Genomic DNA, 20,979 nt, shown 5'->3' with positions numbered 1-20,979 from the left:
GGAGAGAAATGACTTGCGAATTTTAGGAATTGACCCGGGGATTGCGATCGTCGGATTCGGATTTATCGATAAAAACGGAAGTAAGGTCACTCCGGTTCAGTATGGATGTATTCAGACGGAAGCCCATACACCTGATGAAGAACGGCTGTTGCACGTCTATGAGGCGATGCTCCAGCTTATTGATAAGTATCAGCCGGAAGCGGTAGCTTTCGAGAAATTGTTTTTTAATAGAAACGTCACGACGGCTATGTCCGTCAGTCAGGCGCGCGGCGTTCTGATTCTGGCGGCAACGCAGCGCGGGCTGCCGATCGCCGAGTACACCCCGATGCAGGTGAAGCAGGCCATCGTCGGATACGGCAAAGCAGAGAAGAAGCAGGTGCAGGAAATGGTTCGCATGTTCCTGAAGCTGCAGGCGGTGCCCAAGCCGGATGATGTGGCCGACGCGCTGGCCGTGGCGATCTGCCACGCCCATTCGTACACGTTAAATTCCAGAATAAATGAGGTATTAAGAAAATGATCGATTTTTTGAGAGGACCCGTGGTCCATCTGGAGAATGAGTACATTGTGCTTGACGTGCAGGGAGTAGGCTACCGGGTATTTTGCCCGAACCCTTTCGTGTTTGCCAAGACGGATGGTCCGGTCACCGTATATACCCACCACCACGTCAGGGAAGACGCCATTCTGCTGTTCGGCTTTCCAACGCGCGAGGAGCAGCAGCTGTTCCGCAAGCTGATCGATGTGTCGGGGATCGGCCCTAAGGTAGCCTTGGGCATTCTCGGCGGGGGCTCGCCGGATCATGTCGTGACGGCCATCTATCAGGAGAACATTACGTTCCTGACCAAGCTGCCGGGGATCGGCAAGAAGACCGCACAGCGCATGATTCTGGACCTGAGGGACAAGCTCGACGGTTTTGGTACGGCGGCTATGGCGACAGGTCTGTTTGCGGTTCCTGAACCGATGGAAGGCGACGGATCGGCTTGGTCCGAAGCGCGCGAAGGCCTTAAGGCGCTCGGTTATACCGACGTCGAGCTGGACCGGGTATGGCACAAGATCAAGGATGACACGGCGTTTGGGGATTCGGTGGACATTTTAATGAAACGGGCGCTCAAGCAGCTCTATGCGGGATAGTTATGGTAAGCGGGCGTTACAAGAGGAGCGATAGCAATGGATGACCGTATCATATCGGCAAACCTGATGATGGAGGACCAGGCGGTAGAGCTTAGCCTGCGTCCTCGTTATCTTGCGGAATATATCGGACAGAACCAGGTGAAGGAAAACCTGAAAATTTATATTGAGGCGGCTAAAATGCGCAATGAAGCGCTGGATCACGTGCTGTTGTACGGGCCTCCGGGCCTCGGGAAGACGACATTGGCCAATATCATTGCCAACGAGCTGGGCGTGAACCTGCGGACGACGTCGGGGCCGGCCATTGAGCGGCCGGGAGACCTGGCGGCACTGCTGACAAATCTCCAGGAAGGGGACGTGCTGTTCATTGACGAAATCCACCGGCTGCACCGGACGGTCGAGGAAGTGCTCTACCCGGCGATGGAGGATTTTGCGCTGGACATCATGATCGGTAAAGGGCCCAGTGCACGGTCGGTGCGGCTGGACTTGCCCCCGTTCACTTTGATCGGAGCGACGACACGGGCCGGGCTGCTGTCTGCACCGCTGCGGGACCGCTTTGGCGTCGTCAGCCGCCTCGAGTTTTATACGGTGGACGAGCTCAGCTACATCGTCTCCAGAGGTGCCGACATTCTCGGCATCGAAATTATCGGGGATGCGGCCGACGAGATCGCCCTGCGCTCCAGGGGGACGCCGCGGATCGCGAACCGGCTGCTGCGCCGGGTCCGGGATTTTGCCCAGGTCCGGGGGGACGGCATGATTACGCCGGCCATCGCAGAGGAGTCGCTGAAGATGCTGCAGGTCGATCCGAAAGGACTGGATCAGATCGATTATAAAATGCTTCACGCGATGATCACGAGCTTCCGTGGCGGTCCGGTCGGCCTCGATACGATCGCGGCCACCATCGGCGAAGAGAGCCAGACGATCGAAGACGTATACGAGCCTTACCTGCTGCAGATCGGATTTCTCCAGCGGACGCCGCGGGGAAGAATGGTGACGGCTGCGGGCTATCAGCATTTAGGTCTGCCGATGCCGACTGACCAGTAAAGCGTAATTGTTACGAGGCTGCCGGACGTGAAATGGTTCGAACACATTTTCAGACAGAAGCGGGAGGAGAATGACGAGTGGGAAATTGGTGGAGAACGAAAGCGGGCCAGTGGGGAAGCAAGGGGATTTTGGCTGCCGTGCTCGCAACGGGAGTCCTACAGTTGCCGGCTGAGACCGCAGAAGCCGCGGGAACGAGCATGGATCAAATCCGCGTAGGCTTGTTCCTCGACTTGGGAAGTACCTATAAATCAACGACGCCTGTCGTCACACTGTCATCGGGACAGTCATGGTCTGCAGGAGTATCGGCTTCCTCGGGGGCCCCGGCTCTTGTGTCCTTTGGGGCTAACGAGACGGCTAAATTCAGCGTGGATGGATTCCGCGTGAAAGTACTCGCCACTTCCGATGCCAAAACGGCGGCGGATGCCTATAAAAAATTGAACGCGACGGCCGACAAGCCGGTCATCTTTGCCGCATCGACGGGTGCCGGAACGGTGTATCAGGTGTATACCGGCATGTATGCGAGCCTGCAGGCGGCTAACGATGCCGCGGCGCGGACAGCCAAGACAGCCGCGGGACAGCTGAATGGACAGACTCCGGTCGTGACCGGCGGCAATCATTTGTCGGCAGGGACCTATGCATCGGAGGCTGAAGCGGCAGCTGCGGCCCAGCAAATCCAGGCAGTCGGCGCCGATGCGTTTGTGGCGGTTCAGCCGGGCGGAGACGGCGGCGGCCGTTATGCGGTATGGGTCGGCGAAGCGGCAGATGTATCCGGCCTTGCGGCGGTGCGCAGCGCGGTAAGCGCGAAGCTTCCAGCGGCCACGCTGTCGGAGGTGGATGCATCGCAGCCGGCGCTGATCATCCGCAGTGATGCCGGGAGCAGCCCGGGAAGCACCGCCGCGGTGAAACATATCGTGGTCAGCGGGACCAATGCCAAAGGCTGGATTACCAGCAGCGGTGACCAACTTAAAGTGGCGGAAAGATCGGGGCGTACATACCGGGGCGGCATGGAGATCAGCATGGTGAACGGCCAGCTGGCGCTCGTGAACGAACTGCCTTTTGAGCAATACCTCTATGCGGTCGTCGGCGGCGAAGTGCCGTCGTCCTGGCCGGAGGAGTCGCTCAAAGCCCAAGCCGTTGCTGCGCGCAGCTATGCTGCTTTCCAGATCAGCAGCAGCAATAATAAGTTCAAGGTGGCGGATGTCGTGGATACGACGCTCAGCCAAGTTTATAACGGAGTTGCCTCCGAAGCGCCGAGCGTCATCGGTGCTGTAGACGCCACAGAGGGCGAAGTGCTGCTGCAAAACGGCAATGTTGTCGAGGCCGTTTTCTCTTCCAATGCCGGGGGCGCATCGGCCGACCCGACCGAAGTATGGAACAGCGGTGGAGCTGCGTTCGGCACCGTCGAGAGCAAGGAAGACGTAGCCGCGCAAAACGGGGCTAAAACCTGGTACCACGTTCTTCTCAGCAACGGGATTACCGGTTATGTCAGAGAGGACAACGTCAAGGAACTGGGCACGGCGACGGCTGCCGGACTTGCAAAAGTCACGGTGACGGCCAAGAACACCAACGTGCGTCCGCTTCCGCTCATTCAATCGAACGTCGAGCCTGCCGCGCAGATGAACCCCGGCGATACCGCCGTCGTTCTGGAGCAGGTGAAGGAATCGGGAACCTACGACTGGGTTCGGGGACCTTATACTTCGGCCGAGCTGGTCGCAACGCTGAAGGGCAAAACCTCAACGGCTGCACCTTCCACGATCAGCACGCTGGAGGTTACCAAGCGTGGACCGTCCGGACGGGCGATCCAAATTAAGGCCAACGGGCAGATTTTAGATGTGAAATATCCGGATATGTTCCGTTCAGCCTTGAACGGTTTGCCTAGCACATTGTTTGATATTGTACCTACAGGAAGCTATACTGTATTAAGCGCAAACGGGACAACGACGAAGGTTTCCGGCACGTCCGACACGTCGGTCATTTCCGCTTCAGGGACTTCTTCCATCGCTGGAAAAGGCACGATCGTCATGAACGGGGATTCGAAGGCGCGCCGGATCGAAGCCGGGGAAGCGTTTCTGTTTGTGGGCCGCGGCAACGGCCATGGCCTCGGACTCTCCCAGTGGGGAGCCAAAGGAATGGCGGACGCCGGGTATGGGTACCAGGACATTTTGAAACACTATTATCAGAATGTAACTATTGTTAAGGAATGACGAACAGATGAATGTAGACTTATACGATTTTGAGTTGCCAGAAGAATTAATCGCACAGACTCCTTTGCCGGAGCGGACGGCATCCCGCCTGTTAACATTGAACAAGCAGGACGGATCGATCGCCCACCGCACCTTCAAAGATATCGCAGACGAGCTTCAGCCCGGCGACACGCTGGTTCTCAACGATACCCGGGTCATTCCGGCGAGACTGTTCGGCGTGAAAGAAGAGACGGGGGCCAAAGCCGAGGTGCTTCTCCTGAAAAATTTGCAGGGGGACACCTGGGAAGCGCTCGTGAAGCCTGGGAAAAAGCTGAAAAAGGGCAGCGTGATCCGTTTCGGCGACGAGCTGCAGGCGGTCATAGAGGATGAAGGGGAAATGGGTGAGCGGAAGCTGACCTTTACCTATCAAGGGATTTTCCAGGAGATTCTCGACCGGCTGGGTCAAATGCCGCTCCCGCCTTATATCAAGGAGAAGCTGGATGACAAGGAGCGTTACCAAACGGTCTATTCCAAGCATGAAGGTTCCGCTGCGGCTCCGACCGCCGGCCTTCATTTTACCGAAGAGCTGCTGGATCAAATCCGTGCCAAAGGCGTGACGGTCGCTTTCATTACGCTTCATGTCGGTCTTGGCACGTTCCGGCCGATGTCGGTTGAACGTGTCGAGGATCATGTCATGCATGCGGAGTATTACTCGGTGAACCAGGAGACAGCGGATATCCTGAACGAGGCCAGAGCCCGCGGAGGAAGAATCGTTGCCGTAGGGACCACCTCCTGCCGGACGCTTGAGACGATCGGGACGCGCTTTGAAGGCGGCCTGCTCGAAGCCTGCAGCGGCTGGACCGATATTTTCATCTATCCGGGGTATACGTTCAAAGTCGTAAACGCCCTGATCACTAATTTCCACCTGCCGAAATCGACGCTGGTCATGCTGGTCAGCGCGCTGGCGGGACGCGAGCATATTTTGAACGCATATGCGGAGGCTGTGAAGGAAAGATACCGCTTCTTCAGCTTCGGCGATGCGATGTTTATCTATTAAGACCGGTTGATCGGCATATAAGAGGATGGTATTTAATCATGGCAGCAGCAATTACTTATGAGCATATTAAAACGTGCAAGCAATCCGGAGCCCGGCTGGGGCGTGTGCATACGCCCCACGGCGTGATCGAGACGCCGATCTTTATGCCGGTTGGAACGCTGGCCACGGTCAAGACAATGAGCCCGGAAGAACTGAAGGAAATGAATGCGCAGATCATTTTGAGCAACACGTACCATCTGTTCCTGCGCCCGGGCCATGACATCATCCGCGAAGCCGGGGGACTGCACCGCTTCATGAACTGGGACCGTCCGATTCTGACGGACAGCGGCGGATTTCAGGTATTCAGCTTGAGCGAGATGCGCAAAATTACCGAAGAGGGTGTGCATTTCCGGTCTCACTTGAACGGAGACAAGCTGTTTCTGTCACCGGAAGTGGCCATGGAAATTCAGAACGCGCTTGGTTCGGACATCATGATGGCTTTTGACGAATGTCCGCCGTATCCGGCCGAGTACGACTACGTTAAGAAATCCTTGGAACGCACGACCCGCTGGGCAGAGCGCTGCCTGAACAGCCATGCCAGACCGCATGATCAGGGGCTCTTTGCCATCGTTCAGGGCGGCATGTATGAAGACTTGCGGAAACAGAGCGCACGTGATTTGACTTCCATGGATTTCCCGGGGTATGCTATTGGTGGACTCAGCGTAGGAGAGTCCAAGCAGCTGATGTACGAAGTGCTGGATTACACCGTTCCGCTGCTTCCGGACAACAAGCCCCGCTATTTGATGGGCGTTGGGTCGCCGGACGCGCTGATCGAAGGCTCCATCCGTGGCGTGGACATGTTTGACTGCGTCCTGCCGACACGGATCGCCCGGAACGGAACGACCATGACCAGCCAGGGACGGCTAGTCGTTCGCAATGCGCAATACGCCAGAGATTTTGGCCCGCTTGACCCAGCATGTGACTGCTATACTTGCCGGAACTATTCAAGAGCCTATCTGCGGCATTTGATCAAAGCGGATGAGACCTTCGGACTCCGTTTGACCACTTACCACAACCTGCATTTCCTCATCAATCTGATGAAGCAGGTGCGCCAGGCCATTATGGAGGACAGGCTGCTTGATTTTCGCGATGAGTTTTTTGAACAATATGGGCTTTATGACAATGATAAAGGGTTTTAAGCTTCAACAGCAGTAATGTATTTGAAAGGGGGGAAAAGTATATGTTCAACCAAACTCAAACCTTTGAATTAGCAGCTGGTGCTAGCGGCTCCGGAGGAGGCGGCCTTGTCGGCTTAATTTTGCCGCTCGTCCTGATGTTCGCGATTTTCTACTTCCTGTTGATCCGTCCGCAGCAGAAGAAACAGAAGACCCGGACTTCCATGCTGAGCGCATTGAAGAAGGGGGATAAGGTCGTCACGATCGGCGGCCTTCACGGAACGATTATGGAAATTACGGACGATATCGTCGTCCTGCGGGTGAACGACGTGACGAAGCTGACCTTCGATCGCGGATCCATCAGCCACGCGGTTAGCTCGAGCTCCGGCGAATCCGAGAAATCGTCCTAAGACGATCCGGGTACTACACGGGGAGAGCGTTCATAAGCAACATTTCCAGTAAGACCAGGCACATCACATAACGATAGCGGCAGAGGGAGCTCTGCTGCTGTCGCCGATGTTCATACTTACGGATGATAAAAGGCTGCACAGCTTGTCTAAGGACAAGGGTGCAGCCTTTTTGTATTAGAGATCGGATACGATGGGCTTTACTTGTTGCTGCTTCGGGTGCGCAAGCCTCCGTCCCCAGTAGATCCCGGCGGAAGCGGCAAGCAGACCGAGCAGGGTACCGGCGACCGAATCCGTCAGCCAATGGATGCCGAGGTAGAAGATGCTGAAAATGATGATGACGGCGCTGACCAGCGTCATGAGGGCCAGTCGTGGATTCCCCGAACGGATTCCGAGCACCAGCATGGTGATGGAAATCGAAGTGTGGAGGCTTGGAAAGCAGTTGTTAATACCGGATAGCGGCCGGTACGCCTGTTCGAATTTCGGAAAAACCTTCAGCATGTAGAACGACGCGCCGGATGGCGGAAAGGACCAAACCTCGTTCACGGGAAAGAAGAGGTAAAACGGGATAGCCACCGCATAATTGATGAAGACGGCTATGCAGGCAGCCATGAGAAAGGCTTTGTTCCCGTCGGCCGCAAAGATTCCAAGCATAGCGATCAGTAAGGATTGGAACACCACTACGTAAAAAAATACCGATACGGGCGTAATGTAAGGGCTGTGAAAAAACTGCTGCAGGTGCTGTACGAAATGCCCCTCAATCCCGAATACCCACGGGGTGAAGTCTTGCTTCACATGCATGGCTGCTTCGATTTGCAGTTCATACCTGTTGAACAGGAGGATCGCAGCCATCAAAGCGAATAGACCCAAAAATTTGCGGTTGGTCCCAAACTCCCGGATCAGCAGCCATCCGGCCCTCAGAGGGTTGCGCAGGGTGCCCAGCCAGATCAGCCCGATCGCCATAACAAGCGTTGCTGCCGAAATATAATTCATAGAGTCATACAACACGTCGGGGACGTCCTCCTCTTGCTTTAAGTGCACTTAGTGTAGCACATGCGAGGAGTTTAATGGTTACGATTTGTTTTTTAAATTCACCCCGAACATGCCCCCGATGGCTCCTGAAGCAATAACGGCTGCGATCAACAACAAATCTCCAAGCCGAAGGCTGCTGTCAAGGGCCAGAAATCCGATTATGATGATCATGAGACCGTACAAAATGCCGGTTAATCCGCCCTGGTACCACCCCCGTCTGCCTGAACGCTTCCCGGATACAAGACCTCCAAATGCCGCGGCGACAGCATGAACCACGTAAATGTAGCGGGACAGGCTTTGTTCTTTCATGCCGCTGGACCACAACAGGAAAGAAAGAATAAGCGCCCCGACCATCATCCAGAAAAAGGAATAATACAGTCCCGACAAAGTGGGATTGGAGATCCGAAAAGAGAACAGGCGACGGATCAAATGCATAAGAGAACCCCCTTCATAGTTCCACAATTTAATGTAAATTTATGTGACGGCTTGCCCCAGTAGTACAAGTAATTTTCCAATAATTTATCGGTCCGGCTTCTGAATGTCCGTGCTCCCGAAAGGTCAAAATATCCTTAATTGGCATGATGAATGGCGCAGAAAGGAGCAGGTGGCCGTGATATCCGATATACTGATTCCTATTTTCCGAACCGTCCTGATGTACTTTGTCATCTACCTGACCCTCCGGATCATGGGCAAGCGGGAGATCGGGAAGCTGTCCATTTTTGACCTGGTCATCTCGATCATGATCGCTGAAATCGGCGTTTTTGTGCTGGAGGATACGGCGCGTCCGATCACGGACGGCCTCTTTCCGATGGCTACGCTTGTCTTGATTCAGATCACGATTGCTTTCATCAGCTTGAAGAGCCGGAAAATCCGCCTGTTATTCGAAGGAAAACCGGCCATCCTCGTATCGGGAGGCAAGCTCAACCGTGAAGAAATGAGGAAGCATCGGTATAATCTGGACGATTTGCTTCTTCAATTGCGCGGGCGAAGTATCGAAAACGTGGCGGATGTGGAATTTGCGATTCTGGAAAACTCCGGGCAGTTGACGGTTATTCCTAAATCCAAACGGAATGAGAAAAGAGATAAGTACGACATGCCCGTTCCCCAGGAGAAGGCAAATCGAAACGGCAAACCACAAGGCCCCGCCGGCAATGCGTTAGCTATTTCACGTTCAGAGGAGACCGCCGGCAAGCCGAAAAAGACTTATAGAACCCCATATGCCGATCCGTCCCGGGTCCCGGCGAGAAACCGCAGTAAAAAAATTTTGGTTCCCAGCGGAAAATTTACCTATGGCATACTGCCGATCCCGCTCATCATGGACGGAAAAGTACAGGACGACAATTTGGAGCGGCTGAACAAAAATCGCTTCTGGCTGAAAAATCAGATCCGACAGCAGGGAATCAAAGAGTTTAAAGACGTGTTTCTCTGCTCCATCGACCATAAAGGCCGGCTTTACATCGACCGCAAATAAGACGGAAATTTCCGTGCTGCGGATCAGGCGGCAGGCGTCTTGGGGTTTCTTGGATTTCTAGGTTTGAACCATTTTTCAAGGTAGGGCATGCGGGACAGATCCCGCAGGGACACCAGCTTTAAAGCAAATACGGCGGCCAGAAAAGCGATCATGCCTATAGACATGGCTGCCAAAAAGCGGATCCAAACGATTCCTCCCAGTGGCAGATGGAGATAGCCGTATTGGGTAATGCCCGTCATGATAATCATGGCTCCCGCCAGCTTCAGCAGATCGAACATCCGGAATCGGTAGGCGAGCAGCCGGCTGACGCTGAACCCGTGCAGGAACGTGACCACGATGCTGTTGATGATTATCGCAATAACGGCCCCGTAAATGCCGTACTCCGGCTGGGAGGACAGGTACCAGATCAGGAACAGCTTGAGGACGGCTCCGATCAAGGTGTTGAACAGGGCGCGGCTTGGCCGGTCCAGCGCCTGCAGGGTGGCCTGAAGCGGTGCCTGAACGTACAGAAACAGCGCAAATGGCGCCATCGTGCGCAGCATGTTGGAGATGTCCGCATTGTTGTACAGCAGCAGGCACAGCGGCTCTGCAAGGACATACATAATGACGGCAAAGGGGGCGCCGGTGACGAGCGCGAGCCGGATCGTCTGGTTTAACCGTTTGTGAATCGTAAGCTTGTCTTTGCGGGCGGCGGCTTCGGACAGCGAAGGCACAAGCGAGACCGCGAGGGACGAGGTCAGTACGCCCGGAAGCAGCAGCAGCGGGATGACCATGCCTTGCAGCGCGCCATACTGGGCAGTTGCTACAGCAGTGACGACACCGGCGAGCGCTAGGCTCTGGGCTGTAATAATCGATTCAAGCAGGTAAGAAAAGGAGCCGACCAAACGCCCGGCGGTGACCGGTACGGTGATGCCAAGCAGACGTGGAAACAATCCGCGGCTGACCTGGCTGCCGGAACTGTCTTCAAGGCCGGCTTTTTTGTGCTGCTTTGCTTTCTCTCTCCGGGCTTGCCTGGACGACAGCCAGTTCTCGTCCCGGTGGTACTGCCACAGCAGGGCGAGCAGCCCGAAAAATTCCCCGGCCATCACGCCAAGCATGGCTCCGGCAGCCGCATAAGCTATTCCTTTTGGCAGCAGCAGGTAGGCGAACCACAGCGTGCACACGATCCGAAAAACGGTCTCGATAATCGAAGAGGTCGCGGACGGAATCATGTTCTGCCTTCCCTGGAAATAGCCGCGGTAGACGGACGAGATGGCCACGATAACGAGCATGGGCGTCATGCTGACAAAGGTGTAGTACACGCGGGAATCCGTTATAATCGTTGTCGTGATCCAAGGGGCCAGCCACAGGCATAAAGCCATAAACAGTACGCTGAGACCCACCGTCAACCCGAGGCTGACCCGCAGGACATACTTTGAATTTTGCGGTTTGCCTTCGGTTTCCGCTTCCGACACCAGCTTGGCGATCGCCAGCGGGACACCCCCTGTGATCAGCGTCATAATCACCAGGAAAAAAGGATAACCCAGCTGATAAATCCCCACCCCTTCGGCGCCGATGATCCGGGGCAGGGCGATGCGTGGTATAAACCCGAGAATGCGGTTCACGATGCCGGCGGCAAGCAAAATCATCGTGCCTTGGATAAAGGTTTGCTTTTTGATGCCTGGATTTTTAGGATGCTTGTTCAATTGTCCACTCCCTCTTCCCGTGTCGAAGCTGTGCTGCCACTTTTGGTAATGTCAGACCTTGTTTAATGGATATGCTGAACCTGTCCCAACTCATTCATCCTTTCCGGTAACATTTGGACAAAAGAAGGAATCGAAGGCGATGGGGTCGAATACAGAACAAATCAGTGCTACAATGGACTGTAGGACATCCAGAACAGATCGTGCGTGGAAAGAGGCAATCGAGAGGAGGCCGTAGAGTGAGCTCTGAGGAAATGAACGACAGGCAGCTGGAGGAAGCGATTGAATCGCTCTGCCGCAGCAAGGCGGAGGAATTCAGACTCGTCGGCTACGAGCATGTAACCAGCAAGGATATTTGGAACTGCGTCAGCGTCAAATACGAGAAGGAAGGGATTCCGCCGCTCTACATGCTGGTCAACGATATACTCTCTTTGAAAGTGATGACATTTATGAATTTTATGACCATATCCGCATATAAAGGATCCACTTTCGATTGAAAGGGATCTTTTTTTCTGTTTGTGTTAAAAGAGATGAGGGATACAGTAAAATCGGAAAACGACAAATATTGATAAATTGACTGCCTTTTGGCGCATGGCTATAATAGGAATATTGAGAACGAAAGGGGAACTAGGAACGGCATGAAAAGAATTGTCACTTTCATCATCGTCGTGCTCGTATCGATTGCGGTCATGGCTGGGACAAGCCCTGCGCTGCTCGACAACGTACGACTCGGTCTCGATCTTAAAGGGGGCTTTGAGATTCTGTATGAGGCCCAGCCGCTGGAGCAGGGGCAGAAGATTACGAGAGAGTCCCTCATACGGACGGCGGAAAGCTTGGAGAAACGCGCCAACGCACTCGGAACGAGCGAGCCTGAAGTTACCACTGAGGGCACAAACCGGATCCGTCTGAAAATCGCAGGCGTGACGAACGAAGCCGAGGTCCGCAAGAAAATGAAGGAGCCGGCGTCGCTGACTTTCCGCAGTGCGGATGGTTGTAAGACTCCCGAAGCGGGGAAAGACGGCACGGTAGATCCGAAGGATCTCTATTGTAAAATCGAACTCATCGGAAGCGATTTCGTGGAAAACGGCGCACAGGTGGGTTATAACCAGCTGAACCAGCCGCAAATCGATATCAAAGTCAAAGATAAAAAGAAATTTGCCGACGTGACCAAACGTTTGCTTGGCAAAGAGCTTGCCATTTTCCTGGATGATACCCTTTTATCCGCTCCGACCGTACAGCAGGAGCTGACGGACGGCAAAGCATCGATTACGGGCAATTATACGATTGACGAAGCGAACCAGATCCGCGATACGATCAACCTCGGGGCGCTGCCTTTGAAGCTGACGGAGAAGTACTCTCAGAGCGTGGGCGCTACGCTGGGCATGCAGTCTTTGCATAAAACGATCGAAGCGGGTATCATCGCTTCCATCCTGATTCTGATCTTCATGATCGGCATGTACCGCCTGCCGGGTGTCATCGCCAGCTTCGGACTGATTGCCCACACCTGGCTGCTCATTCTCGTCTTCGTCTGGGCCGACTTTACGCTGACCCTGCCGGGGATCGCGGCGTTTATTCTCGGTATCGGGATGGCGGTTGACGCCAACATCATTACGAATGAACGGATCAGGGAAGAAATGCGGAACGGCAAGAGCGTCATGTCTGCGGTCAAAGCAGGGAACAAGTCGTCCTTCCGTACGATTCTCGATTCCAACATTACAACCATTATCGTCGGAGCGGTTATGTTTGCCTTCGGTACAGGCGCCGTCAAAGGCTTTGCGCTGGTACTGATCGTGGAAATCGTACTCAGTATTCTCACGAATGTGTACTTCACCCATTACCTGCTCAACCTCTTGGTTAAAGCCGGCGTGCTGAAGAAGCCGAAGCAGTTCGGGGTAAAGGAGAGTGATATTCGTGCACTTTAAAAAAGATTACGATTTTATGAAGATGAGCAAGTATGCGTTCATCTTCTCCATCGTCCTGACGATTGCGGGAATCATTACCCTTTCCGCTTTTGGATTAAACTACGGCGTTGATTTCCAAGCAGGCTCCAATGTGGACGTCAAGCTGTCGAAGAACGTGACGAAGGCTGAAGTTGAGCCGCTGCTGGACAAGATCCAGCTCAGCGACGGCGCAACGGTTGCTCCTGGGGACAAGCGGGTCAACATCCGTTTTACCAAGGAGCTTAACGAAGACCAGAGTGAACAGCTCAAGTCCGCGATCCAGGAGCTGGATAAAACAGCATCGTTCGAAATCAACACGGTCGATACGGAAATGGCCAAGGAGCTCGGACGGAATGCCATTTACTCGGTTCTGATTTCCTGTATCGGGATTATCATTTATGTAAGTATCCGGTTTGAATGGCGGTTCGCCCTGGCGGCCATCGTGGCCCTGCTGCATGACGCCTTCATGGTCGTGGCCGTCTTCTCGATCTTCCGATTGGAAGTCAGCCTGACGTTTATCGTGGCGGTATTGACGATCATCGGTTACTCCATTAACGATACGATCGTTATTTTCGACCGGATCCGCGAAAATCTGCGGTTCGGCAAGCAGAAGACCAAAGACGATTTGAAAGCTATTATGAACAAGAGCGTGAGCCAGATGCTCATGCGCTCCTTGTATACGGCGCTGACGGTGTTTATTGCGGCCTTCTTCCTGTTCCTGTTTGGCGGGGAATCGATCAAGATGTTCTCGTTGGCGATGGTTATCGGGCTGTTGTTCGGAGCGTATTCTTCGATCTTTATCGCCAGTCCGCTGTGGCTCGTATTCAAAAGCAAACAAAAGACCAGTGCCAAGCCAGCCAAACCTTCCAAGGCGTAACCTTGTGAAGCGAATGTTATGAAGGAAAGCCGCGTCTGATTGGGCGCGGCTTTTCCGCTGGAACTTATCTGACTTTATCTAAACTTATTGTCGTGAATGTCATATCTTTTTCAAACAACAGATCAGAATCGGTATTCAGATTGCCGGGGGGAGGCTTTCATGAGTATAGAGCGTTCAAATCCATCGGGTACCGTCGCCTGGACGGGAATTGCCGGTGAACTGTTACTTGCCTTGTTCAAAGGCGTGGTCGGATATTTTACAGGGAGCAAGGCACTGCTGGGAGATGCGCTGTATTCCGCATCGGACGCAGCCGGCGCACTGGCCCGGCGCATTCCATGGCGGACGTCATCAAAGCTCCGGAGTGCGCAGCAGGCTGATCTGCGGGCCGGAAGAACAGAGCCGATTCTGGCGATTTTGTTTTCGGTTCTTGTGCTGATGGGCGGATTGCAAATTGCCGTAGCGGCGGTCCGGGACCTGGCTTCAGGCCGTGTGCAGACACCCGGGCAGTTTACGCTGATTGCGATACTCGTCTCGCTTGCGGTCAAAGAAGCGCTCTTTCAGTTCCAGTACCGCCAATCCAAGAAGCAGGGTGACGGCATGCATACGGTGTACGCCGACAACCACCGCTTCAGCTTGTATTCGTCCATCACGGTATTGATCGGTGTCATTTTGGCGATGACCGGCAGCGCCTTTCATTGGTCCATGCTGCAGTATATGGATTCCATCTCGGCTCTAATCGTCGCGGCGCTGCTGCTGCGCAGAGGCTACCGCCTCATCGTCAGCTCCGTGTACGGACAGCTGGTGCAGGAGACCGAGCAGGAGGACGCGATTAATTTTATCGATACGGTGCAGCGGGTTCACGGCGTCATTACGGTGGATGACCTGAAAGCATCGGAGCAGGGACATTACATTACGATCGATTTGAAGATCAGCGTCAATCCGCGGATTACCGTCCAGGAAGGCGCCGAGATCGCCGACCGGGTCAAGAAGCTTCTGATGCACCGTTTTTTGCATGTCAGCATCGTAAATATCCAGGTCGTCCCTTATGATCCCGGTTATCCGTACAAGTCGAACCATCATCTGACGGATAATGAGCAGCCGACACTGCTCCAATAGCTTGCTCATGACGTATACGAACAGAAGACGGGGCGGGGAAAGAAAGGTGAAGACGATTGTTTGATTCAAAATATGAATGGCTGACTTCCGAAGCGGATCCGGAGAAGGCGGGACGGCTGGCACAGGAGCTGTCGGTTTCTCCTCTGGTAGGTTCGCTGTTGGCGGCCAGAGGAATTAACAGTGCAGAGGATGCCGCCATGTTCTTAAACGGAAGCCTGGACGCATTGCATGATCCGTTCCTGCTGCTCGGCATGAAGGAGGCTGTTCCACGGATTCAAAAAGCGGTCGAGACCGGCGAACATATATTAATCTACGGGGATTACGACGCTGACGGTGTATCCAGTACTTCGCTCATGATTCATTTCATGCGCTATCTTGGAGCGTCCTACGACATCTATATTCCGCACCGCTCCAATGAGGGGTACGGACTGCACAACCATGCGCTGGATTGGGCGCATCAGCAGGGGGTCAGCCTGATTATCACAGTTGATACCGGCATCAGCGCCGTCGAGCAGATCGCGTATGCCAACTCGCTCGGGATCGATGTGATCGTCACCGACCACCACGAGCCTCCGGAAGTGCTGCCCGACGCCTATGCGCTGATCAATCCGAAGCAGCCGAACTGCCCATACCCGTTTAAAGGCCTGGCCGGGGTCGGGGTGGCTTACAAGCTGACCCAGGCGATGCTCGGCCAGCCGCCGGTGGAATGGACGGAAATTGTGGCCATCGGTACCATTGCGGACTTGATGCCGCTCAGCGGCGAGAACCGCATCCTGGTCAGCCGCGGCTTAGAGCAGATGCGCAGCTCTGCGTTTCCGGGGATCCGCGCCCTCATGGAAGTCGGGGGCATTACGATGCGGAATGTTACATCGATCAATGTCGCCTTCGGCATGGCCCCGCGCATTAATGCCAGCGGGAGGCTGGATCATGCAGGATCGGCCGTAGCCTTGCTGACGACGGAAGACGAGGATGAGGCATTAAGATTGTCCCATGGGCTGGATGAACTCAATAAGGAGCGGCAGCAGGTGGTCGACGATATCGTCCAGGAGGCGACCAGCCAGCTTCTGGCCAAGACCGATGGGAGCCGGGTGCCCGACGTGATCGTGCTGGCCGGAGAAGGCTGGAATGTGGGCGTCGTCGGCATTGTCGCTTCCAAAATTTTAGAACGGTATTACCGCCCGGTCATCATATTGGGTATAGATCCGGATACCGGCATGTGCAAAGGGTCAGCCCGCTCCATTCCGGGGCTCGACATCTATGAGGCGCTGACCTCCTGCAAATCGCTGATGGACCATTATGGCGGCCATCCGTCCGCTGCGGGCATGAGCCTGCACAGGGATCAGCTGGATGCCTTCGAGCAGGCGCTGAACGAGTATGCCGCCGGGGTTCTGACCGAATCCGATTTTATTCCCGTCGCGGCATCAGACGGAGAGTGGCGGCTGTCGGACGTTCCCTTGTCGGTCATCGATGAGATGGAAATGCTGTCGCCCTTCGGTATGGCCAATCCTGTGCCCAAGTTTATTTTTCGAAACTGCAGGCTTCTTGAGACCCGGAAGATGGGACGTGACAGCAAGCACCTCAAGCTGGTCGTTCAGCAGGACGGCATCCGCCTTGAAGTGGTCGCGTTCGGTAAAGGCGAGCTGGCCGAAGTGTTGACGGAAGGCGCGGAGCTCGATCTGCTCGGCGAAATGAGCGTCAATGAATGGAACGGTTCGCGCAGACCGCAGCTGATGCTGCAGGATCTGAAGCTTACGCAGCCGCAGGTGTTCGACCTGCGCGGATCCAATGATCCTTGGCAGGAGATCGACCGGGTCAGCCAGCTGATCGGATCGCACTTCAGACTGGGGCCGACGCAGGTGGCCGCGGTGTTGGAACGGGAGATTCTGGATCCGGCAAAAATCCGTTTGAATGAATCCACCCTTTGGGTATATGATAAGAATGCTGGAATTTTGGCGTATCATCCGAACGAGGAGCGGTCCGGCCAGGACGACGTGACGACGCTGTTCATGCTGAACGCGCCGGAGACGCCGGAGCAGCTGGATGCGGTTCTGTTTTCTTTTCCGAAACTGTCCAACGTATTTCTGCTTCATCAGGTACATAAGAGAGAGAGACTCGCTGTGCCGGACAGGGATCAGTTCAAGAAGCTCTATATTTTGTTGTCAAGAATTGCAGCCGAGCCCGTCCAAGAAGAAACCGCCTTATTGAGGCTCAGTCAGCAGGCATCGTGCAGCATCCGCATGGTGACGAAGATGATGGATGTGTTCGAGGAGCTTTCTTTTATAGACAGGCAGGAAGGCCTTATCCGTTTTATTCCTAAACCGCCCAAGCGTGATTTGGCTTCATCCCGCCATTTCCTTGCGCTAGGGAACTTGGCGGAAATGGAACAGCATCTGCTGTATGCCAGTACGCCGCAGGTCACGAGCTGGTTCATTTCCCGCATGCAGGGAGCTTCGTGACCGGAGACGATTGGTCGAAATGAATGCTTACGAGGGTCCGTATCATTTCGTGACCTCAAGCAACGCTTACGGAGTCCGTTTCTTCGTAAAAAGAAGCAACGCTTACGAAGTCAGTTTACTTCGTAAAACCAAGTAACGCTTACGGAGTTAGTTTTACTTCGTAAAACTCTAGAAGGAGAGATTATGTTGAATTACAAAGATTATATCCGGGTGATTCCGGACTTCCCGGTGGCTGGAATCAGTTTTAAAGATATTACGACCCTGCTTCAAAACGGGGAAATGTACAAAAAGGCCATCGATGACATCAAGGCGATGGTGTCTCACCTGAAAATCGATGTCATTGCCGGTCCGGAAGCCCGGGGCTTCGTCGTCGGGGCGCCGCTTGCATACGCGCTGGGCGTCGGATTCGCGCCGATCCGCAAGAGCGGCAAGCTGCCTTACGAAACGATTGAAGTCGGTTATGATCTCGAATATGGCAAGGATAAGCTGGCCATGCACACCGACGCGATCAAGAAAGGCCAAAACGTTCTGATCGCTGACGATCTGCTTGCCACGGGCGGAACCATTTCCACATCCGTAAGTCTGGTTAACCAACTGGGCGGCAACGTGGTTGGGGCAGCGTTCATGATTGAGCTTGAAGCTTTGAAGGGACGCGACAAGCTGCCAGGCGTGGAAGTATTCTCCCTCATGTCCTACGAAGATTAAAAACCGGGAGTTCGTTTCCCGGGAAATAAACGAAGAGCTGTCTGAAGTCGAAATGACTTTCAGGCGGCTCTTTTTTTGTTATTATGATTGGATGCCGGCGCCGCTGTACACTCAGTATATAGTTGCGTCTGAGTCTACTTACAATAGAATCCTTGGAATTATGCGCACATAAAGGAGCAACGCTGATTTCGTCTCATTAGGCTTGAACGCAGGTTCGCTGTAGAGCGGCAGAGTTTGCCGCTGCCATATATTGAGCTTTTGTTGAAAAGTGGCTGCATTAGGAACGGAGCTGGATGAATCTATTTGGGAAAATAACTCCACTTTTTTTAATAAATATGAAAAATATCTTTTTTATTTTTATGCGGTTTGCTATAATCTGCCTAAAGCAGGAAACACATGCTTGGAATCATCTTTTATGATCAAAGGGGAGGCCATTGCTAATGAGGAAACAGGGAAGAGGTAGAAGTAGAGGATTTGTTCTGACTTTGCTGTCTGTCATGCTGTTGTCGGTCGTACTCAGCGCTTGTGGAGGAGGGAATAAGGCGGATGCTCCGCCATCGCAATCCTCCGAACCGCAGCCGTCCACCGAGACGAAGAGCAGCGATCCGGTCAAGCTGGAGTTTTGGACCATCGCGCTGCAGCCTACATTCACGGACTACTTCAATAAGCTCATTGCCGATTACCAGAGCAGTCATCCGGGCGTCACGATCGATTGGAAGGACTATCCTTATGACGCGGTGACCAACAAGCTGCTGACCAGCATCGCCAGCGGCAACAGCCCGGACGTCGTGAACCTGAACACCGAATTTGCCAGCCAGATGGGCTCCAAAGGAGCCGTGCTCGATTTGAACGGATTCCTGACGGATGAAGAGAAGGGAGCTTATTTCGACGGCATCTTCAACTCCACCGTTATCGACGGCAAGGCATATGCCCTACCTTGGTATACAGGCACCGAGGTTCTCTTTATGAACACGAAAATCGTGAAGGAAGCCGGCCTGGATCCGGCGAATCCGCCGAAAACGATGGAGGAGCTGGCTGATTGGGCGCGCCAAGTGAAGGCGAAAACCGGTAAGCTCGGATATTCGCAGCAGTTCGCCTCGAAGCTGCTTCCGGTCAACGGCATTCCGATTCTGAATGATGACAAAACGGCCGCAGCCTTTAACACACCTGAGATGACCAGCATGATCGAAACGATTCAGAAAAACATCGCCGACGGCGTCATCATGAAAGAAGACGTTCCGTTCACGAAGCAGATCCAATATTACTCCGGGGAGCAGGTGGCCTTTGAGCTGGCCGGTCCGACTTTTATCAACTTCCTGAAGACTTCAGCTCCGGACGTGTATAAGAACACGATTGCCGTACCGCTGCCGACCGGAAAAGCCGATGTCCGCTTGTCGAACTCCATGAACCTGGTCGTTCCGGCCAAGTCGAAGCATCAGAAGGAAGCGGTCGAGTTTGCGGTCTTCGTAACGAATGCCGAAAATCAGACGTCGTTCTCCAAAGCGGCCAACACGCTGCCGTCCACCAAGGAATCGATCAAGGATCCGTTCTTTACGGAAACCGACAAGTCGCTGGAGGCGGAAGCCAAGATCGCTTCGGCCAACAGCTTGGATAAGGCGGTCGACTACATGGTCGGCGTGCCGAACGCAGGGGATATCAACTCCGCCATCGCCCGCGGTCTGCAGAAAATTTTCCTGAACGGGGCTGATGTCAAAGCGACGGTGGATGCAATGGAACAGGAAGTCAACGGGGTGCTTAAGAAGTAAGGGACCCTTAGACGGAAGGCGTACGGGGGACTGGGTTCCCCCGTACATTCTAGTTAGGTGGTGATCACAGAGTGTACAAATGGATGCGGTCGGAGTCATTCACGGCATGGGCTTTTATGGCCCCGGGACTTCTGGTTGTCGCTGTATTCGTATTTTGGCCTATTATTTACGGTATCCCGCTGTCCTTCACGGACTACTCGGTTATTTCCGAAACGCATTATGTCGGTGTCGATAACTTTGTGAACGCGTTTAAAGACCACAATTTCATCATTTCGCTGTGGAATTCGCTGCTGTACGTGATCGTCGTGCCGATCATCCAGATTTTGTCCATCCTGATGGCGATTCTGGTCAACGGGAAAATCCCGGGCGTGAAGTTCTTCCGAACCGCTTATTATATTCCAGTCGTGACCTCCATGGTCGCCGTGGCGCTGATCTGGAGCTGGCTCCTGAGCAACAACGGGGTCGTTAATTTTCTTTTGATTAAAGTAGGTATCATCAGCGACCAGGTATCCTGGCTCGCCACCAGCAGTACAGCACTGTTCGTGCTTATGTTCATTACGATGTGGAAGGGCCTGGGCTATTACATGATGCTGTACCTGGCCGGACTCCAGGGCATTCCTTCGGATCTGTACGAAGCGGCACGGGTGGACGGAGCGAGCAGGCTGCGGTTGATTCTGAACATCACGATTCCGCTGCTGAGACCCCACATTTTATTCTGTACCCTGATCTCTTTGATGGGGGCGATCCGCGTCTTTGACGAGGTTTATATTTTGACCAAAGGCGGACCGGGTACATCAACGCTGACATCGAGCGTCTATATTTTCCAAAAAGGTCTGGAACAGTTCAACTTCGGGTACGCGTCGGCGCTGGGGCTCATCGTCAGCGTCATTATCGCCGTATTCAGCGTGCTCGTGTTCCGATTTAACCGGAAAGGCGGTGTCAATCCATACTGATGATAGCGAAT

General features: G+C 54.0%; 19 protein-coding genes. 16 read left to right on the top strand and 3 right to left on the bottom strand.

The genetic code is table 11. The annotated features are described in order from the left end of the window. Positions 1 to 13: 13 nt before the first annotated feature. The 7 genes from ruvC (at position 14) to yajC (ending at position 6,973) form a co-directional block, all read left to right on the top strand. Positions 14 to 517 carry a crossover junction endodeoxyribonuclease RuvC gene (ruvC, locus tag BCV73_RS20330; RefSeq protein WP_076176977.1) on the top strand — a complete coding sequence of 168 codons (504 nt, stop codon included), beginning with the start codon at positions 14 to 16 and terminating at the stop codon, positions 515 to 517. Then, entirely contained in the window at positions 514 to 1,128 is a 615-nt protein-coding gene (gene ruvA / locus BCV73_RS20325; RefSeq protein WP_089548358.1) for a Holliday junction branch migration protein RuvA, read from the top strand. Before ruvC ends, ruvA begins: the two co-directional genes overlap by 4 nt. A gap of 36 nt (positions 1,129 to 1,164) precedes the next feature. After that, on the top strand, positions 1,165 to 2,169 hold the full coding sequence (gene ruvB / locus BCV73_RS20320) for a Holliday junction branch migration DNA helicase RuvB (protein WP_076176979.1): 1,005 nt from the start codon (positions 1,165 to 1,167) through the stop codon (positions 2,167 to 2,169). Positions 2,170 to 2,246: 77 nt separating this feature from the next. Continuing rightward, positions 2,247 to 4,373, top strand: coding sequence for a SpoIID/LytB domain-containing protein (locus tag BCV73_RS20315; RefSeq protein ID WP_089548357.1), 2,127 nt, complete (start codon positions 2,247 to 2,249; stop codon positions 4,371 to 4,373). Positions 4,374 to 4,380: 7 nt separating this feature from the next. Further along, positions 4,381 to 5,409, top strand: coding sequence for a tRNA preQ1(34) S-adenosylmethionine ribosyltransferase-isomerase QueA (queA, locus tag BCV73_RS20310; RefSeq protein WP_076176981.1), 1,029 nt, complete (start codon positions 4,381 to 4,383; stop codon positions 5,407 to 5,409). Between the two features lie 38 nt (positions 5,410 to 5,447). Then, positions 5,448 to 6,587, top strand: a complete 1,140-nt coding sequence (gene tgt, locus BCV73_RS20305) for a tRNA guanosine(34) transglycosylase Tgt (RefSeq protein ID WP_076176982.1) — start codon at positions 5,448 to 5,450, stop codon at positions 6,585 to 6,587. Positions 6,588 to 6,628: 41 nt separating this feature from the next. Then, positions 6,629 to 6,973 carry a preprotein translocase subunit YajC gene (gene yajC, locus BCV73_RS20300; protein ID WP_076176983.1) on the top strand — a complete coding sequence of 115 codons (345 nt, stop codon included), beginning with the start codon at positions 6,629 to 6,631 and terminating at the stop codon, positions 6,971 to 6,973. Between the two features lie 174 nt (positions 6,974 to 7,147). Here yajC and BCV73_RS20295 read toward each other — a convergent pair whose 3' ends face one another. Both BCV73_RS20295 and BCV73_RS20290 read right to left on the bottom strand, forming a co-directional pair. Further along, positions 7,148 to 7,963, bottom strand: coding sequence for a phosphatase PAP2 family protein (locus BCV73_RS20295; RefSeq protein ID WP_089548356.1), 816 nt, complete (start codon positions 7,961 to 7,963; stop codon positions 7,148 to 7,150). Between the two features lie 78 nt (positions 7,964 to 8,041). Continuing rightward, positions 8,042 to 8,437, bottom strand: a complete 396-nt coding sequence (locus BCV73_RS20290; protein ID WP_076176984.1) for a TIGR04086 family membrane protein — start codon at positions 8,435 to 8,437, stop codon at positions 8,042 to 8,044. Between the two features lie 217 nt (positions 8,438 to 8,654). Here BCV73_RS20290 and BCV73_RS20285 point away from each other — a divergent pair, with 217 nt between their 5' ends. Next, positions 8,655 to 9,473, top strand: a complete 819-nt coding sequence (locus tag BCV73_RS20285; RefSeq protein ID WP_256993156.1) for a DUF421 domain-containing protein — start codon at positions 8,655 to 8,657, stop codon at positions 9,471 to 9,473. A 23-nt stretch (positions 9,474 to 9,496) separates the two neighbouring features. On the opposite strand, the gene spoVB is transcribed toward BCV73_RS20285, so the two are convergent. Beyond that, the gene (gene spoVB, locus BCV73_RS20280) at positions 9,497 to 11,131 is read right to left on the bottom strand and encodes a stage V sporulation protein B (RefSeq protein ID WP_089550335.1); all 1,635 of its coding nucleotides are present in this window, start codon (positions 11,129 to 11,131) and stop codon (positions 9,497 to 9,499) included. Between the two features lie 278 nt (positions 11,132 to 11,409). On the opposite strand from spoVB, the gene BCV73_RS20275 reads away from it, so the two are divergent. The 8 genes from BCV73_RS20275 (at position 11,410) to BCV73_RS20240 (ending at position 20,968) form a co-directional block, all read left to right on the top strand. Beyond that, on the top strand, positions 11,410 to 11,652 hold the full coding sequence (locus tag BCV73_RS20275; protein WP_076177013.1) for a post-transcriptional regulator: 243 nt from the start codon (positions 11,410 to 11,412) through the stop codon (positions 11,650 to 11,652). A 141-nt stretch (positions 11,653 to 11,793) separates the two neighbouring features. Continuing rightward, positions 11,794 to 13,077, top strand: a complete 1,284-nt coding sequence (gene secD, locus BCV73_RS20270; protein ID WP_076176985.1) for a protein translocase subunit SecD — start codon at positions 11,794 to 11,796, stop codon at positions 13,075 to 13,077. Next, complete coding sequence (secF, locus tag BCV73_RS20265; RefSeq protein ID WP_089548354.1) at positions 13,067 to 13,972, top strand: protein translocase subunit SecF; 906 nt, start codon at positions 13,067 to 13,069, stop codon at positions 13,970 to 13,972. The genes secD and secF overlap by 11 nt, the downstream gene beginning before the upstream one ends. 159 nt (positions 13,973 to 14,131) lie before the next feature. Further along, positions 14,132 to 15,088: a cation diffusion facilitator family transporter gene (locus BCV73_RS20260; RefSeq protein WP_089548353.1), complete on the top strand. Its 957-nt coding sequence runs from the start codon at positions 14,132 to 14,134 to the stop codon at positions 15,086 to 15,088. A gap of 56 nt (positions 15,089 to 15,144) precedes the next feature. After that, on the top strand, positions 15,145 to 17,544 hold the full coding sequence (gene recJ / locus BCV73_RS20255) for a single-stranded-DNA-specific exonuclease RecJ (RefSeq protein ID WP_089548352.1): 2,400 nt from the start codon (positions 15,145 to 15,147) through the stop codon (positions 17,542 to 17,544). 186 nt (positions 17,545 to 17,730) lie between these two features. Then, positions 17,731 to 18,249 (top strand): adenine phosphoribosyltransferase, encoded by a 519-nt coding sequence (locus BCV73_RS20250; RefSeq protein ID WP_089550334.1) that lies wholly within the window; start codon positions 17,731 to 17,733, stop codon positions 18,247 to 18,249. A gap of 440 nt (positions 18,250 to 18,689) precedes the next feature. Then, positions 18,690 to 20,015: an ABC transporter substrate-binding protein gene (locus BCV73_RS20245; RefSeq protein WP_076176989.1), complete on the top strand. Its 1,326-nt coding sequence runs from the start codon at positions 18,690 to 18,692 to the stop codon at positions 20,013 to 20,015. 71 nt (positions 20,016 to 20,086) lie between these two features. Next, on the top strand, positions 20,087 to 20,968 hold the full coding sequence (locus BCV73_RS20240) for a carbohydrate ABC transporter permease (RefSeq protein WP_089548351.1): 882 nt from the start codon (positions 20,087 to 20,089) through the stop codon (positions 20,966 to 20,968). Positions 20,969 to 20,979 lie beyond the last annotated feature (11 nt).

Source organism: Paenibacillus sp. SSG-1, assembly GCF_002224835.1.
Lineage (GTDB): Bacteria > Bacillota > Bacilli > Paenibacillales > Paenibacillaceae > Paenibacillus_AQ > Paenibacillus_AQ favisporus.
The sequence above is the reverse complement of the archived record's forward strand: the minus strand, read 5'-3'. Positions and strand labels throughout refer to the sequence as shown.

Coding starts and splice junctions, on each gene's coding strand:
- BCV73_RS20260 (WP_089548353.1), top strand. CDS start 14,132: ATGAGTATAGAGCGTTCAAATCCATCGGGTACCGTCGCCTGGACGGGA.
- BCV73_RS20290 (WP_076176984.1), bottom strand. CDS start 8,437: ATGCATTTGATCCGTCGCCTGTTCTCTTTTCGGATCTCCAATCCCACT.
- BCV73_RS20275 (WP_076177013.1), top strand. CDS start 11,410: ATGAACGACAGGCAGCTGGAGGAAGCGATTGAATCGCTCTGCCGCAGC.
- ruvA (WP_089548358.1), top strand. CDS start 514: ATGATCGATTTTTTGAGAGGACCCGTGGTCCATCTGGAGAATGAGTAC.
- queA (WP_076176981.1), top strand. CDS start 4,381: ATGAATGTAGACTTATACGATTTTGAGTTGCCAGAAGAATTAATCGCA.
- BCV73_RS20295 (WP_089548356.1), bottom strand. CDS start 7,963: ATGAATTATATTTCGGCAGCAACGCTTGTTATGGCGATCGGGCTGATC.
- yajC (WP_076176983.1), top strand. CDS start 6,629: ATGTTCAACCAAACTCAAACCTTTGAATTAGCAGCTGGTGCTAGCGGC.
- secD (WP_076176985.1), top strand. CDS start 11,794: ATGAAAAGAATTGTCACTTTCATCATCGTCGTGCTCGTATCGATTGCG.
- BCV73_RS20285 (WP_256993156.1), top strand. CDS start 8,655: ATGTACTTTGTCATCTACCTGACCCTCCGGATCATGGGCAAGCGGGAG.
- BCV73_RS20245 (WP_076176989.1), top strand. CDS start 18,690: ATGAGGAAACAGGGAAGAGGTAGAAGTAGAGGATTTGTTCTGACTTTG.
- ruvB (WP_076176979.1), top strand. CDS start 1,165: ATGGATGACCGTATCATATCGGCAAACCTGATGATGGAGGACCAGGCG.
- tgt (WP_076176982.1), top strand. CDS start 5,448: ATGGCAGCAGCAATTACTTATGAGCATATTAAAACGTGCAAGCAATCC.